At 70.2% G+C, this 15748-nt stretch carries 13 protein-coding genes and 1 tRNA gene; 10 read left to right on the plus strand and 4 right to left on the minus strand.

Translation table 11 applies throughout. The features are described 5' to 3' along the window. Positions 1 to 110: 110 nt before the first annotated feature. Positions 111 to 770 carry a DUF461 domain-containing protein gene (locus tag ABZZ74_RS31615; protein WP_356770731.1) on the minus strand — a complete coding sequence of 220 codons (660 nt, stop codon included), beginning with the start codon at positions 768 to 770 and terminating at the stop codon, positions 111 to 113. Positions 771 to 1350: 580 nt separating this feature from the next. Here ABZZ74_RS31615 and ABZZ74_RS31620 point away from each other — a divergent pair. The 6 genes from ABZZ74_RS31620 (at position 1351) to ABZZ74_RS31645 (ending at position 7695) form a co-directional block, all read left to right on the plus strand. Next, on the plus strand, positions 1351 to 1833 hold the full coding sequence (locus ABZZ74_RS31620) for a CarD family transcriptional regulator (RefSeq protein ID WP_003953493.1): 483 nt from the start codon (positions 1351 to 1353) through the stop codon (positions 1831 to 1833). A gap of 273 nt (positions 1834 to 2106) precedes the next feature. Next, complete coding sequence (gene ispD, locus ABZZ74_RS31625) at positions 2107 to 2859, plus strand: 2-C-methyl-D-erythritol 4-phosphate cytidylyltransferase (protein WP_356770733.1); 753 nt, start codon at positions 2107 to 2109, stop codon at positions 2857 to 2859. Further along, on the plus strand, positions 2849 to 3346 hold the full coding sequence (gene ispF / locus ABZZ74_RS31630) for a 2-C-methyl-D-erythritol 2,4-cyclodiphosphate synthase (protein ID WP_356770735.1): 498 nt from the start codon (positions 2849 to 2851) through the stop codon (positions 3344 to 3346). The genes ispD and ispF overlap by 11 nt, the downstream gene beginning before the upstream one ends. Before the next feature lie 69 nt (positions 3347 to 3415). After that, complete coding sequence (gene cysS, locus ABZZ74_RS31635) at positions 3416 to 4813, plus strand: cysteine--tRNA ligase (protein ID WP_356770737.1); 1398 nt, start codon at positions 3416 to 3418, stop codon at positions 4811 to 4813. A 98-nt stretch (positions 4814 to 4911) separates the two neighbouring features. After that, positions 4912 to 5853: a 23S rRNA (guanosine(2251)-2'-O)-methyltransferase RlmB gene (gene rlmB, locus ABZZ74_RS31640; RefSeq protein ID WP_356770739.1), complete on the plus strand. Its 942-nt coding sequence runs from the start codon at positions 4912 to 4914 to the stop codon at positions 5851 to 5853. 231 nt (positions 5854 to 6084) lie between these two features. Continuing rightward, the gene (locus tag ABZZ74_RS31645) at positions 6085 to 7695 is read left to right on the plus strand and encodes a DoxX family protein (protein ID WP_356770741.1); all 1611 of its coding nucleotides are present in this window, start codon (positions 6085 to 6087) and stop codon (positions 7693 to 7695) included. Between the two features lie 150 nt (positions 7696 to 7845). Here ABZZ74_RS31645 and ABZZ74_RS31650 read toward each other — a convergent pair whose 3' ends face one another. The 3 genes from ABZZ74_RS31650 to ugpC form a co-directional block, all read right to left on the minus strand. Further along, positions 7846 to 8577 (minus strand): nucleotidyltransferase family protein, encoded by a 732-nt coding sequence (locus ABZZ74_RS31650; protein ID WP_356770743.1) that lies wholly within the window; start codon positions 8575 to 8577, stop codon positions 7846 to 7848. Positions 8578 to 9545: 968 nt separating this feature from the next. Next, positions 9546 to 10001 carry a hypothetical protein gene (locus ABZZ74_RS31655; RefSeq protein WP_356770745.1) on the minus strand — a complete coding sequence of 152 codons (456 nt, stop codon included), beginning with the start codon at positions 9999 to 10001 and terminating at the stop codon, positions 9546 to 9548. 251 nt (positions 10002 to 10252) lie between these two features. Beyond that, positions 10253 to 11389, minus strand: coding sequence for a sn-glycerol-3-phosphate ABC transporter ATP-binding protein UgpC (gene ugpC / locus ABZZ74_RS31660; RefSeq protein WP_356770747.1), 1137 nt, complete (start codon positions 11387 to 11389; stop codon positions 10253 to 10255). A gap of 217 nt (positions 11390 to 11606) precedes the next feature. On the opposite strand from ugpC, the gene ABZZ74_RS31665 reads away from it, so the two are divergent. The 4 genes from ABZZ74_RS31665 to ABZZ74_RS31680 all read left to right on the plus strand — a co-directional run bounded on the left by ABZZ74_RS31665 (position 11607) and on the right by ABZZ74_RS31680 (position 15548). Then, positions 11607 to 11680, plus strand: a tRNA-Thr gene (locus tag ABZZ74_RS31665). 564 nt (positions 11681 to 12244) lie between these two features. Beyond that, on the plus strand, positions 12245 to 13552 hold the full coding sequence (locus ABZZ74_RS31670; protein WP_356770749.1) for an ice-binding family protein: 1308 nt from the start codon (positions 12245 to 12247) through the stop codon (positions 13550 to 13552). Positions 13553 to 13840: 288 nt separating this feature from the next. Further along, a complete protein-coding gene (locus ABZZ74_RS31675; protein WP_356770751.1) occupies positions 13841 to 14395 on the plus strand; it encodes a DUF5819 family protein in 555 nt (184 codons plus the stop codon). Continuing rightward, a complete protein-coding gene (locus tag ABZZ74_RS31680; protein WP_356770753.1) occupies positions 14385 to 15548 on the plus strand; it encodes an HTTM domain-containing protein in 1164 nt (387 codons plus the stop codon). The genes ABZZ74_RS31675 and ABZZ74_RS31680 overlap by 11 nt, the downstream gene beginning before the upstream one ends. Positions 15549 to 15748: the final 200 nt, after the last annotated feature.

Consider the following 15748-nt stretch of genomic DNA (forward strand, 5'->3'; position numbering starts at 1 on the left):
CCCGGTGATTCCCGGTGAGGTCCCGCCCTTCGTCCGTATGGCTACTTCGTTCGTACGGCTGCTCGTACGACTGCTCGTACGGCTACTCGTACGACTGCTCGTACGACCGCTCAGTGCCCGGTGGCCGTCGCGCTCGCGGAGGCCGCGCTGGTGGGGTTGGTCGTGGGCGGCGTCGTCGACTTCGAGGCGGACGGGTTCGGGGACGCCGTCGTGCTCTTGGTCGGCTTCGGGCTGGCGGTCGGCGTGGCCGTCGGAACCGCGCTGGGGCCCCACTTGGTGAAGTAGCTCGCCGCCGGGACCACGAAGGCGCGCAGGCTCACGTCACCGGCCTTGCTGAAGGTGAAGGTGACCTTGCGGACGCTGCCGTCCTGGACGGCCTCGCGCCCGTTGGGCAGGGAGGCGCTGGCGTTGCCCTTGCCGCCGATCACCAGCGAGCCGTGCGCCGGGACGACGAGCTTGCCGCTGCCCTTGGCCGGCCTGACCTCGGCGGTCTGGTTGACGTTCGGGAGGGTGATGGAGTCCACGGTCTGCGCGGTGTCACCGTTGTTGAAGAGGGTCGCCGAGATCACGGCGGGACCGGTCGCCTGGATGTCGGGCTGGGTGATGACCAGGGCGTTCTGGATCTTGATGTCGCCGACCGTGACGGCCGCGTTGTCCGGCTTGACCTGCAGGGTCTGGGCATCGCTGCCCGCGGCGCACGCGGAGAGCGAGGCGATCGAGACTGCGATGGCGGCGGCGGCGAGAGCGCCGCGTCGAAGGCTGCTGCTCACGGCGGCGGCAACTCCTTGACTCGAGCGTGGCGACCATAAAGCCGCCCTAAGTGTCTGTCAGCGGCCTTAGGTTACCGAGCCGTTCCCACGCCACCGCACCCGACCCTCCCCCAAGCCCTCCGCTTCCCTCGGCAGGGGGTAGTCGCGGGAGCTCGTCCGGCATTCACATAACCCCGTCCGGCAAAGCCCAGGCACGGGCGCGCAAATTTTGCGTGAAGGAATGCGGAGCCGTTCCCGGAAATGGATCACCGGGCCGCCCCGCCGACCCCCTGTGATCAATTCCGGAATCGATACGGAAGCGACTCACGCCACCGAACGGAGTAGCGGAAGTCGCACATCCGGAACCGGACATATGTGGACGTTCGCCCGCTCGGAGGGGGCTCCGGATGTGTGTAACGTACGGGTTTCACCTCGGCCGGAGAGCCGCTCCGACCTGCGAATACCTTCTTCCACTGGGTGGGCGAAGCACGTTCCTGTTGCTGTTGTCAAGCCCCGAGATATGCCCTGACCTGCGAAAACGCCATTCAGAACCGCCGGTTTCCGTGTTACCCTGGATAGCCACGGAAGGGGTACCTGTCACATGACGTTCAAGGTTGGCGACACCGTGGTCTATCCCCATCACGGGGCCGCGCTGATCGAGGCCATCGAAACTCGCCAGATCAAAGGCGTGGACAAGACCTACTTGGTGCTGAAGGTCGCCCAGGGTGACCTGACGGTACGTGTGCCAGCGGACAATGCGGAGTTCGTCGGCGTACGTGATGTGGTCGGTCAGGACGGGCTGGACCGGGTCTTCGAGGTGCTGCGCGCGCCGTACGCCGAGGAGCCCACGAACTGGTCCCGTCGATACAAGGCAAACCTGGAGAAGCTCGCCTCCGGCGATGTCATCAAGGTCGCGGAAGTCGTGCGTGACCTGTGGCGTCGTGAGCGCGAGCGCGGACTCTCCGCCGGTGAGAAGCGCATGCTCGCCAAGGCCCGCCAGATCCTGGTGAGCGAGCTCGCCCTCGCGGAGAACACGAACGAGGACAAGGCCGAGGCCCTGCTCGACGAGGTCCTCGCGTCCTGAACGACTGACGCAGGCGCGCCGGCCCGCTTCAGCACTCAGTACATCGAAATGCCGCGGTGCCCGATGACATCTCCATTGTCGCCGGGCGCTGCGGCATGTTCGTACTCGGACGCCGTACGTACGTAAACCTCGGGGGATACCCCGATACTTGGCGTGCCGGGCCCGGGCAGCAGGCTCGACCAGTGTCACGGAAGGGTCCGGTCAAGGCGTCGCGCCCGGCACTTCCCAGGCCATACCCACCTAGGTCGAGCACACAAACCTTGACAGGAACCGATGTCTGACGAATCGCGCCCTTCGCCCACGGAGGCCCGCACCGCGGCCGTGATTCCGGCCGCCGGCCGGGGCGTACGCCTCGGTCCGGGCGCCCCCAAGGCGCTCCGTGCGCTGGGCGGCACACCCATGCTCATCCACGCGGTGCGGGCGATGGCCGCCTCCCGCGCGGTCTCCCTGGTCGTCGTCGTGGCCCCGCCCGACGGCGCCGCCGAGGTCAAGTCCCTCCTCGACGCGCACGCGCTGCCCGAGCGGACGGACTTCCTGGTGGTCCCCGGCGGTGACTCCCGCCAGGAGTCCGTGCGGCTCGGCCTCGACGCGCTCCCGCCGGAGTACGACATCGTGCTGGTCCACGACGCCGCCCGGCCGCTGGTGCCGGTCGACACGGTGGACGCGGTGATCGAGGCGGTACGGGACGGCGCCCCCGCCGTCGTGCCGGCGCTGCCGCTCGCCGACACCGTCAAGGAGGTCGAGCCCGCGCCCGTCGCCGGGGACCCGGAGCCCGTCGTGGCCACCCCGGTCCGCGCACGGCTGCGAGCCGTGCAGACACCGCAGGGCTTCGACCGGGCCACGCTGATCCGGGCCCACGAGGAGGTCACCGAGGACGTCACCGACGACGCGAGCATGGTCGAGCGGCTCGGGAACACGGTGCTCCTCGTCCCCGGGCACGAGGAGGCCTTCAAGGTCACCCGCCCCCTGGACCTGGTCCTCGCGGAGGCGGTCCTCGCCCGCAGGAGGCTCAACGATGGCTTCTGAGCCTTTTCCGCTGCTGCCCCAGGTCGGCATCGGCACCGACATCCACGCCTTCGAGGAGGGCCGCGAGCTGTGGTGCGCCGGCCTGAAGTGGGAGGGCGAGGGGACGGGCCTGGCCGGCCACTCCGACGCGGACGTCGTCGCACACGCCGCGTGCAACGCGCTGTTCTCCGCCGCCGGGCTCGGTGACCTGGGGCAGCACTTCGGCACCGGCCGCCCCGAGTGGTCGGGCGCGTCCGGGGTGACCCTGCTGACGGAGGCCGCCCGCATCGTGCGCGAGGCCGGCTTCCGCATCGGCAACATCGCCGTACAGGTCGTGGGCCCCCGCCCGAAGATCGGCAAGCGGCGCGACGAGGCGCAGAAGATCCTGTCGGAGGCGGCCGGAGCCCCGGTGTCGGTGTCGGGGGCGACGACGGACGGCCTCGGATTCCCCGGTCGGGGCGAAGGTCTCATGGCGGTGGCGACGGCTCTGGTGGTGCGGGAGGGGTAAACAAGGTGCGGGAGGGGTAAACAAAGGGACTGCTCCACGCACACCCTTCTGCCCACTACCCTAGGTCTCGTGACGATTCGCCTGTACGACACCAGCGCCCGGCAGATCCGTGACTTCGCCCCCCTCAAGCCGGGCTGTGTCTCGATCTACCTCTGTGGTGCCACCGTGCAGGCCGCACCGCACATCGGGCACATCCGCTCGGGCCTCAACTTCGACATCATGCGCCGCTGGTTCGAGTACCGCGGCTATGACGTGACGTTCATCAGGAACGTCACGGACATCGACGACAAGATCATCGCCAAGAGCCACGAGCAGAACCGCCCGTGGTGGTCGATCGGTTACGAGAACGAGCGGGCGTTCAACGACGGCTACACCGCGCTCGGCTGCCTGCCGCCCACGTACGAACCGCGGGCGACCGGACACGTGACCGAGATGGTCGAGATGATGCAGCGGCTCATCGAGCGCGGTCACGCCTACGAGGCGGACGGCAACGTCTACTTCGACGTGCGGTCCTTCCCGCAGTACCTGGAGCTGTCCCGGCAGGAGCTGGACAACCTGCTCCAGCCCGCGGGCGAGGGCGAGACCGGCAAGCGGGACCCGCGCGACTTCGCCATGTGGAAGACGGCGAAGCCGGGCGAGCCGACCTGGCCGACACCCTGGGGGCCGGGCCGTCCCGGCTGGCACCTGGAGTGCTCGGCGATGGCGCACAAGTACCTCGGCAGCGCCTTCGACATCCACGGCGGCGGCATCGACCTGATCTTCCCCCACCACGAGAACGAGATCGCCCAGGCCAAGGCCTACGGCGACGAGTTCGCGCGGTACTGGCTGCACAACGCCTGGGTGACCATCGCCGGCGAGAAGATGGCCAAGTCGCTCGGCAACTCCGTGCTGGTCTCCGAGATGACCAAGCGCTGGCGGCCCATCGTGCTGCGCTACTACCTCGGCACCCCGCACTACCGCTCGATGATCGAGTACAGCGAGGACGCGGTGCGCGAGGCCGAGTCGGCGTTCGCGCGGATCGAGGGCTTCATCCAGCGGGTGGTCGAGAAGACCGGTCCCGTCGAGCCGTCCGCCGAGGTCCCGCCCGCCTTCGCCGAGGCGATGGACGACGACCTGGGCGTCCCGCAGGCGCTCGCCGTGGTGCACACCACCGTCCGGCAGGGCAACTCCGCCCTCGCCGCCGACGACAAGGAAGCCGCCGTGGCCCGCCTCGCCGAGGTCCGCGCCATGCTCGGCGTCCTCGGTCTGGACCCGCTCGACCCGCACTGGGCCGGCGAGACCGACCGCGGCGCGGACCTGCACGGTGTCGTCGACACCCTGGTCCGTATGGTCCTCGACCAGCGTGAGGCCGCCCGGTCCCGCAAGGACTGGGCCACCGCGGACGCCATCCGCGACCAGCTCGGCCAGTCGGGACTGTCGATCGAGGACAGCCCGCAGGGCCCGCGCTGGAGCCTCGGCCCGCGCTGAGTCCGGGGCGCCGAGTAGAAGATCGATTGTGCCGTCCGGCCCTCCGGGCGGCACACTTCATAGACGTACGTACGACTTTCACGACAGACAGGTAGGTCATGGCCGCGAACAACCGCCGCATGTCCGGCAAGAAGGGCGCGCAGGTCGGCAGTGGCGGCCAGCGTCGCAGGGGCCTCGAGGGCAAGGGGCCGACCCCGCCCGCCGAGATGCGCAAGGGCCACAAGAAGAACCGCATCGCCACGGCCAAGGCGAAGCAGACCGCGCGCCGTCCCGCGCCGCGCGGCCGTGGCGGCAAGTCGTCCTCCGAGCTGGTCGTCGGCCGTAACCCGGTGGTCGAGGCGCTGCGCGAGGGCGTACCGGCCTCCACGCTCTACGTCCAGCAGTTCATCGACAACGACGAGCGTGTACGCGAGGCCCTGCAGCTCGCCGCCGAGCGCGGTGGCATCAACCTCATGGAGGCCCCGCGCCCGGAGCTCGACCGGATGACCAACGGGCTCAACCACCAAGGGCTCGTGCTGCAGGTCCCGCCCTACGAGTACGCGCACCCCGAGGACCTGGCGGAGGCCGCCTACGACGAGGGCGAGGACCCGCTGATCGTCGCGCTCGACGGGGTCACCGACCCGCGCAACCTCGGCGCCGTCGTCCGGTCCGTCTCCGCGTTCGGCGGCCACGGCGTCGTCGTACCCGAGCGGCGCGCGGCCGGGATGACCGCCGGCGCGTGGAAGACGTCGGCCGGTACGGCCGCCCGTACGCCCGTCGCCCGCGCCACGAACCTGACCCGCGCCCTGGAGGCGTACAAGAAGGCGGGCATCGTGATCGTCGGCCTCGCCGCCGACGGCGAGCACGAGATCGGCGAACTGGAGGCCCTCCAGGGCCCGGTCGTGATCGTGGTCGGCAGCGAGGGCAAGGGCCTGTCCCGACTGGTCGGCGAGACCTGCGACTTCCGGGTGCGGATTCCGATGCCGGGTGGGGCGGAGTCGTTGAACGCGGGTGTGGCGGCGGGGATCGTCTTGTACGAGGTGGCGCGTCAGCGGGCTTGAGCGCGATCGGCGTAGGCGGGCGGAGCTCGCCGGTCGGAGGCCGGCGGACAGTGGGGGTCCTGCGACTTCCGGGTGCGGATCCCGCTGTACGAGGCGGCACGCCGACGGGACTGAACATGCGTGCCCGTCCTCACCCGTGCGGGTCAATCTGGGCGTCTGGGACAAGCTTGACGGGGTCCGGACACATCCGGCGGGTCAAAGCAGTGTCCTAAGCACACGTCACTCGGTTAGATGAGTGTGGACACCAGAACACCCCGCACACCCACGGGGGACCGCTCGTCGGGATTCGATTCCGGATTCGACGACGCTCCCGCGCTGAGCATGGTGAAGGTGCCGAGCGATCCGGCGCAGATCATCGTCAATCACGCCAGCTTCCGCGTGCAGCTCGGCGTGTCGACGCGCGCCCAATCTCCGCGGATCGCACGGCACTTGAGCGCCGGCGAGGACATGACCCGGATGCCCGCGGGCGGCACGCCGGCGGCCCGCCGCCGGCCGGTCGTGTGGAGCGGCAGGTCCGCTCCCGACGACACCGGCGCCCACCGCCTGCTCCAGGCCGTGCGGGCGGGCGTCCGGCGCGGCGAGGACCCCTCCGCCGACGCCGGCGCCACCCAGGTCATCCCGCGCGTCGAGACCGGCCCCACGTACGACGAGATCTACGACGAGCTGGACCAGACCGTCGAGACCCCGATGGTCGGCGCCCAGCGCAGCTACGAGGACACGGGCGGCACGCGCCTGCTGCCCCACATGCGCACGGTGGGCAGCGCCTACGACGAGGAACCCCCGTACGGCGACGCGGACTTCGAGCCGGACGAGGCCGAGGAGCAGCGTTCTCCGCGGCACGGCGACGACCCGGCCCGGCACGCGTACTACCCGGGCCGCCGCATGAATCTCGGCGTGGTCCTGCTCCCGCTGCGCATCTTCCTCGGCTTCATCTCGATCTACGCCGGCATGGGCAAGCTGTGCGACCCCGTCTACTTCGACGGCGGCAAGCGCGGCTCCATGGTGAAGTGGCTCAACACCCTGCACCCGTGGGAAGTCGCCGAGCCCCTGCGCCAGTTCGCCCTGCACCACCCCGTCGGCTCGGGCCTGGTCATCGCCTTCGCGCAGGTGATCGTCGGCGTGCTGACGGTCCTCGGCTGCTGGCAGCGGGTGGCCGCCGTCCTCGGCGCCCTGCTCTCCGCCGCGCTCATCGTCACCGTCAGCTGGAAGACCGTCCCCGCCTACGACGCCCCCGACATCATCTACCTCGCCGCCTGGTCCCCGCTGATCATCGCCGGCGCCCCCGTCTACTCCGTCGACGGCCGCCTCGCCGGCAGCGCCTGGCGCCGTCTCGGACCCCGCTCCGACATCTGGGAGCTGCGCCGTTACGTCCTGCGCCGTGGCGCGCTCATCACGGCCATCACGGTCGGCCTCACGCTGCTCATCGGCAGCCTGCTCGGCGGCGCGGTCCGTGACGCCGGCCGGGTGGTCGTGCCGGGCCCCGGCGAGGCGCCGCGCAACCAGCTGCCGGGCTCCCCGCTCCCGCAGGAACCGGGTAAGCGACACCGGCAGTCGCCGTCCGCCTCCCACTCGCCCAGCCATGGCGCGACCAGCCGGTCCACGCCGTCGGGCGCGGCGACGACCCCGAGCAGCACCGCGACGGGCGGCGCCCCCAGCCAGACCCAGGGCACGGCGGGCCAGACCACGCCCCACCACTCCGCTCCCTCCGGCGGCGCCCCCAGCACCAGCTCCGGCCCCACGTCGGGCGGTTCGACGGGCGGCACCGGCTCCAGCAGCGGCACCGGCACCGGCTCCGGAGGCTCCTCCGGCCAACCGGGCCTGGTCGGCGGCCTGTTGGGGTAACCAGGCCGGTGGGCGACATTCTGGGCGGGCCCACCGGCTGAACCTCTTGGCCCACTACGAAGGGGTCCCGCACAGCTGACTGTGCGGGACCCCTCGGTTGCCCTGGGCCATACGGCAGCGGGAACTCTGAGTCGTACGACGGACGCGTTCTCAGCGTCCCAGGGCGGCCAGTTCCTTCGCCGCCTCCGTCAGGTCCTTCGCCGTGTCGATGGCCCGCCAGTAGGAGCCCTGGGGGATCGGGAAGCCCGCCAGACGCAGTTCCCGGGCCAGATGGGGGAAGGTCGTCCGCTCGTGGTCCCCGCGCTCCGGCAGCAGTTCGGCGAACTCCGGCGAGAAGACGTACACGCCCGCGTTGATCTCGAACGTGGAGGGTGGGGCCTCGATGAAGTCCGTGATGTGTCCGAAGCCGTCCGTCTGCACCGCGCCCCAGGGGATGCGCGGACGCGCCAGGGCCAGGGTGGCCACCGCGTCCCGCTCGGTGTGGAAGTCGGCCATGTCCCGCAGGGAGAAGCGGGTCCAGATGTCGCCGTTGGTGGCGTACCAGGGCTTGTCGGGGTGGGGGAGATGGGAGGCGGCGTACTTCAGGCCGCCGCCGCGGCCGAGCGGCTCGCTCTCCACGACCGTCGTCACCCGCACCGGCAGATCTGCCGACTTCAGCCAGTTCTGCAGCACCTCGGCGAGGTGCCCGCAGCTGACGACGACGTCCGTGACGCCCTCCTCGGCCAGCCAGACGAGCTGATGGCCGATGATCGGCGTCCCCGTGCCGGGGATCTCGACCATCGGCTTGGGCCGGTCGTCGGTGTACGGACGCAGCCGTGAGCCCTGGCCTCCGGCCAGGATGACGGCTTGAACGGGGCGGGAAGCGGCGTTCGGATGGGTCATGCCCGAACTGTACGGGGCCTGTCGGAGGCGACCGACGCCGGGAACCGTTCCTTAATCACCCGTTACCCTCCTCCGAACCCGACCGAGACGGGACTGGCCGACGCGTGCCCGGCGGGCGCGGGACCGGTTGGCTCGGTGGGCGCGAATCCGGGCGGGCGCGGGATCGGCTGGTGTGGGGTCGGGGGTCCGGAACGGCTCGACAGATTCCCGACCAGAACCGGCCAGTGCGGGATCGGTGAACCGGATCGGCTGGTGCGGGACCCCCCGATTAGCCCCCGGACCAGCTCCCCCGACCAGAGCCGGCGGGCGCGGGACCGGTGGGCGCGAATGCCGCGGGCGCTCGAACCCGGGCGGGCGTGGGATCGGCTGGTGCGGGGTCGGCGGACCGGGACCGGTTGGCGCTGTCCCGCGCTCCTGGGTCCGCCTGGACAGTCCCCTCGACCAGAAGTGGGCGGGCGCGAATGCCGCGGGTGGGAACCCAACAGGCGCGGGGTCCGCGGAGCTGGACCGGCGGACTGGAACCGCCCGACCAGTCCCGCGACCAGAACCGGCTAGCGCGGGGTCGGCGGGCGGGGGACCGGTTGGTGCGGTCCGCCTGGTGGGTGGCCGCCGCCCTCGCGGCGGTCCTCGCCGGCGTCTCCTGGAACGGCCAGACCAGTCCCGCGACCAGAACCGGTTGGCGCGGGGTCGGCGGGTGGGGGACCGGTTGGTGCGGTCCGCCTGGTGGGTGGCCGCCGCCCTCGCGGCGGTCCTCACCGGCGTCTCCTGGAACAGCCCGACCAGTCCCGCGACCGGAACTGGTCGGCGCGGGATCCGCGGGCCGGGGCCGCCCGGACAGTCCCTCCGACCAGAACCGGCGGGCGGGATGTCACGGGCACGGACCCGGCGGGCGCGGGTGCACCCGGCCAGCCCCCTGACAAGCCCCCACGACCAGAGCCGGCGGGCGCGGGAACCGGTGGGTGGGGGACTCAGCCCTGTGCTGCTGCTACGCCTGTCGCGAAGGACGTGTCGCAGACCGGGCGGGCATACGACTGGGCCCTCACCGGCCCGTACATCCGGGCCGCGGCGCGGCCCAGGGCGCGGGCGATGGAGTAGCAGTGCCCGGCGAGCGAGGGACGCCCGTTCACGGCCTCCTGGAGGTGCGTGAGGACAACGCCCGGGTTCCTGTCCTGCAGCTCGGCCAGGAGCTGGTCCCGCAGCACGTCCTGCGGGGCCCGGTGAACCGGTGCGGCGGCCTTGGCGTCGTCGATCGCGTCGGAGGCGGTGAGCACCGAGCCGGACGGGCTTCCCGTCCAGTTGACCCGGGTGACCGCGAGGGTCCCGGACAGCACCAGAAGGACGGGCAGGACGAGGGCGAGGGTGCGGCCGACCCGGCGGGCGGGGCCCTGGCCGCCTCGCGTCTGAGGGTTAGTGGAGTGCTTCACGCGAGTGAGGGTAGCGTTCGGTACTGATTTGGCGACATTTAGTCACCGGTTCGGGGGATGAACTGGTGGCTCGTTCCGGGTACGGCGTTGACGTACACCGCTCGAAATGACCGATCTGCCGGGGTATTTGTCGACAACGAAAAGGGCCCCGCAGCAGGTTGCGGGGCCCTTCGAGTCAACCTGGGCGAATTCACCCGGGCCGGTGGTTTTGCGAGGCGGCCGTCTCAGCCGCCTCAGCGGTGTCCGCCGTCTCAGTCGGAGAGGCGCTCGCCCGTGGAGGTCGAGAACACGTGGGTCTCGCCCGGCCGCGGCACGACGTGCAGCGTGGAGCCCTTCTCCGGCACCCGGCGGCCCTCGACGCGGACGACGAGGTCCTTGGTGGTGCCGCCGACCTCGGCGGAGCCGTAGACGTAGCCGTCGGCGCCGAGCTCCTCGACGACGTTCACGGAGACCGCGAGACCGGCCGGCTTGTCCTCGGTGTCCTTCGACAGGGCGTTGGCGGCGCCGCCGTTCTCCTCGACGATGTCGAAGTGCTCGGGGCGGACGCCGACGGTCACCGTCTTGTCACCCTTGTCGGTGGCGGCCTTGAGGGCGTCACGGTTGACCGGGACGACGCTGTTGCCGAACTTCACACCACCGTCGGTGATCGGGACCTCGACCAGGTTCATGGCCGGGGAGCCGATGAAGCCGGCGACGAAGAGGTTGGCCGGGCGGTCGTACATGTTGCGCGGCGAGTCGACCTGCTGGAGCAGACCGTCCTTGAGGACGGCCACGCGGTCGCCCATCGTCATGGCCTCGACCTGGTCGTGGGTGACGTAGACGGTGGTGATGCCGAGGCGGCGCTGCAGCGAGGCGATCTGCGTACGGGTCGACACACGGAGCTTGGCGTCGAGGTTGGACAGCGGCTCGTCCATGAGGAAGACCTGCGGCTCACGCACGATGGCACGGCCCATGGCGACACGCTGGCGCTGACCACCGGAGAGGGCCTTCGGCTTGCGGTCCAGGTACTCGGTGAGGTCGAGGATCTTCGCGGCCTCCTCGACCTTCTTGCGGATCTCCGCCTTGTTGACACCGGCGATCTTCAGGGCGAAGCCCATGTTGTCGGCGACGGTCATGTGCGGGTACAGCGCGTAGTTCTGGAACACCATGGCGATGTCCCGGTCCTTCGGCGGCAGGTGCGTGACGTCGCGGTCACCGATGCGGATGGCGCCGGCGTTCACGTCCTCGAGCCCCGCCAGCATGCGGAGCGAGGTGGACTTGCCGCAGCCGGACGGGCCGACCAGGACGAGGAACTCGCCGTCCTCGATCTCGATGTTGAGGCCGTCAACGGCGGGCTTCTCGGTGCCCGGGTAGATCCGGGTCGCCTTGTCGAACGAGACAGTGGCCATGGTGAATGGGCCCCCTTCTACCGGCAGGAACGTGCCGGACGATCCGTTGTAGGAAGGTGGTGGTGTAGTCCACGAGGGTGAACTGGCACAGGACGGTACCCGCCGTTCGCCCGGATGTCAGTACCCGGCGGCATGTGAACTTCGCGGAAATTTTCGACAGGGGGCGCCTGTGGCCTGGGTACACTGCACGGGCACGTCCGCGATCGCGCGGGCGCAGGCCTCCTTAGCTCAGCTGGCCAGAGCAACGCACTTGTAATGCGTAGGTCGTCGGTTCGAATCCGACAGGGGGCTCCCGCAGAGGCCAGGTCACGGAGTCCGTGACCTGGCCTTTTTCGCGTTGCTCCGGGCATGGTGCGTCACATGGCCGGGGAGCCGCGGGACGGCTTGCGTGCCTGGCCGAAGGAGTGCGGCTGGTTGCGGGAGAACGGGCCGTTCCGTCTCCTGGGTGCGGTGAATCGCAGCCGGGCCGACCTCGGAGGTCCACGAGCAGGCTGCCGCCCGACCCCGCTGTACCGCTGTTCCTGAGCCCACGGGTGTCAGGCCATCTCCTGCGGGGCAACGGACTGCGCACAGAGACTGCCCGCGCGCTGCTGACGGGAGTCGCCGCGCACGCGTGGGTGTGAGCCGGCCCCCGGAGCGGACCCTCGCATCCGGGTGAACGCGCCGGATAATCAGAAATATGTATTCCCTCATGCGTGCCCGGCATTCGAGGGTTTAGTGCTTGGAGATTACGAAATCCGCTCCTTTTCCGTGGGGCTTTGCGGATTCCTCCGTAATATGCACCAACAGATCAAGGCTCCCCGGGCGTTTGGTTAGGGCCCGGCATGCCAAGCCCCCACAGGAAATGGCCTCTTGATGAAGCTGAAGATCCCTGAAATGGCAAGTCGCCGTACTTTGCCCGGCTTGCTGGCCTCGGCCCTCGCCGCAACGGTCGCCGCCGCGCTGGTCGTCCTGTCCCCCGCCCAGGCCGTCGCCATCGCGACGCCCGTACCGCTGGCCACGGCGGCGAGCTTCTCCGTTCTCGCGGGTGCGGGAGTCACCAACACCGGCCCCACGGTGATCAGTCACGACCTCGGAACGCACCCCAACCCGGCCATCACCGGTTTCCCGCCGGGCCTGGTGCTCGGCGCCGTGCACGCCGCCGACGCCGTGGCGCTTCAGGCCAAGTCCGACCTGGTCACGGCGTACAACAATGCGGCAGGCCAGGCCCCGGACTTCGCCCTTGCGGCAGGAATCGGCAATGGCACCACGCTGCTTCCGGGCGTCTACAAAGCTGCCTCCGGTGTCGGGCTCACCGGCGACCTGATCCTGGACGCCGGGGGCAATCCGAATTCCGTCTGGGTGTTCCAGATTCCGGAAGCTCTGACGACCGCCTCCTCCAGTCGGGTGCTTCTGACGAACGGCGCTTCGCCGTGCAACGTGTTCTGGCAGGTCACGAGTTCGGCCACCCTCGGGACGAACTCCACCTTCGTGGGCACCATCATGGCGCTGACGGACATCCACGTGACCACGGGGACGAACATCGAGGGCCGGGCGCTGGCCCGTAACGGCGCCGTGACGCTCGACAACAACCGGATCTTCCTCAACTCGTGCTCGACGGGCACGACCGGTGGTACCACGACGGGCGGTACCACCACCGGAACGACCACCGGCACCACCGCTGGAACGACCACCGGCACCACCACGGGATCGACGACCGGCACCACCGCCGGCGTGATCGGTGGTGGCCTGGTCAGCGGTGGCCTCCTGGGCGGGCCCATCGTCAGCGTCACGGGCGGCGCCGGGGCCGGGAGCAGCTCGGGCAACACCGCCGGGAACAACGTCACTTCCGGGAACACGTCGGGCAACACGGCCGGGAACACGGCCGGCAACACGTCGGGCAACACGGCCGGGAACACCGCGGGCCAGCACGGCGGAAAGCCGGGTGAGCACGGCGGCAAGCCGGGCCAGCACGGCGGCAAGCCGGGTGAGCACGGGGGACCGGAGCACGGTGGCGGGCCCGGCTACAACGGCCGGCCGGGCGATGAACATCAGGGCCCCGGAAAGCCGGATCACGGCCACGGTGGGCACGACGAGAACAACGGCCATGACTACGGCGACTACGCCGACTACGGCTACGGCAACGCACCGAAATCCGACGGCCAGGAAGACCACGAAGGCTAGTCGGCAGGTTGCGAGAGGTCCGTACACCGGATGACGGCGCGCGGCGGAATCCCTTGATTCCGCCGCGCGCCGCCGATGCCGGTGCAAAGAAACCTCGAGGGCAGCGGACGCGAGAAAGCAAGGTGGGCGGTGTCGAGCGGAATTGATTCGGCGCACGTGAGGGAAGGCCGGCGGCCCGATGCCGGCCAACTGCCGGGGGAGCCGCGTGACGCGGACCCACCCGGCAGGCGACCCAGGGGTGCCAGGGCCCTGAGGGCGGGACTGCACACCGCGGTCCTGCTGTGTCTGGTGACGACCCTGGTCCATGTCGGTGCCGTGTTTCTCCATGTGGCGCCTCCCAACCCCGTCTCCCAGCGGTACAGCCGGCAGGTCGACGCATGGATGTACCCCCTGTTCGAACAGAACTGGCGGCTCTTCGCCCCCAACCCCGACTCCGTCAACCGACGGGTGTGGGCGCGCACCTCGCACACCGCTCCCGACGGGACCGCGCGGGTCAGCCCCTGGATCGACCTGACCGCCCTGGACCGTGCCGCGGTCGAACATGATCCGTTTCCCAGCCACACGGCTCAGAACCTCCTGCGCCGCGCCTGGACCTCCTACGTCGACACACACGGCGCGGACGACACGGCACGCTCGGCGCGGGCCGTGATGATGCAGAAGTATCTGAGCAACATCGCCGCGGAACGCGTCGCCGGTCACCGCGCAGGCAGGTTCGAGTTCATCCAGCTCCGGGTCGTCACCGCGCCCGTCGCCGCGCCCGGTACAGCGGCCGGGCGCCGATCGCCGACGCCGGTGGAGAGCCGGCTCCTGCCCTGGTGGAAGGTGACCCCCCATGGGAAATGAGCAGGTCCGCGAATTCCCGGTCCACCGTCTGCTCCTCGCCCGGGCCGATGCCTTCCGGGACACTCTCACCGGCCGGCCGGTGTCCTTGTACGCCACGTCGGTTCTGCGCATCGGGTACGGACTCCTCTACCTGGCCTTTCTCCTGCGGGAGTTCCCGCACCGGTACGAGATCTGGGGTCCCGACTCCCCGTGGACACCGGCACTGGCGGCGCAGCTCTTCGACCAGACGGGCTGGTACAGCTTCCTGATCCTGTCGGACAGCCGTACCTACTTCGAGCTCTGTTATGTGCTGGCCCTCGTGACGTCCGTGCTGTTCATGCTGGGTTGGCGCACCCGGGTCATGTCCGTGCTCTTCGCCGCCGTGGTGGCCTCCTTCCACGCCAGGGCGATCTTCATGACGGACGGGGGCGACAATCTCCTTCTGCTGATGGCCCTTTACCTCGTGCTCACCGCGTGCGGCCGACGCTGGTCGCTGGACGCCCGCAGGGAGCGGACCAGGACGGCGCGTTCGGATGGCGCACCGGTGCGGCGGAGCCTTGTCGCGCGGGAACTGCGGGCAGCCCGCACGACGTTGGCCACCGTGGTGCACAACTGCGGCGTCTTCGTGATCGCGGCGCAGGTCTGCTTCCTGTACGGATCGGCCGGTCTCTACAAGGTCCAGGGCTCTTTCTGGGACGACGGCACCGCACTCCACTACGTGCTGAACCTGGAGCTCTTCCAGCCGTGGCCCGCGCTCTCCCACGCCATGGACCAGTACCCGCTCGCGATGGCGGTCGTGGGTTACCTGACCGTTCTCACCCAGGTCGCCTTTCCGTTCGTGCTCTTCGGCCGGCTCAAGTACCCCGTCCTGACCCTGCTGCTGGGCATGCACGTCGCCATCGCGGTGGTCCTGGGGCTGCCTCTCTTCTCAGGCACGATGATCATCGCGGACGCCGTGTTCCTTCCCGACCGCTTCTACGCGTCCCTGCCTCGCCTCCTTCGGCGCGCCAAGCGACGCAGCGTGCGGGAGCCGGCGCCCGGGCAGGAAACAGGGCTTCGATCCGTCCCCCCGCAGGGCGGCCACCCCGACGGCCAGGAGGAACACAGGCCCGTGTCCCGCCCCGCGAGCGGTCGCGGTGGTCCGCCGCCGTCCGGCCCGACGGTGACGCAGTAGAAGCCGCGTACACCTGCTGAGCGGGCATCGGCTCCTCGTGCCGGGAGACGGCCCGGCCGGTACTCCACATCCATGCGGCCACTACTCCGCGCTGCGGCGGAGCGCGGAGTAGTGTGGGCAGTACCGAGAGCATTTCGCACACCGGCTTCCACGCCGGGTCGTTCTCGGCGCACCATGAAACCCGGGCCGCCGCAGCGGCG

The sequence above is a fragment of the Streptomyces sp. NPDC006476 genome, assembly GCF_040612015.1.
Classification (GTDB): Bacteria; Actinomycetota; Actinomycetes; order Streptomycetales; family Streptomycetaceae; genus Streptomyces; species Streptomyces griseorubiginosus_B.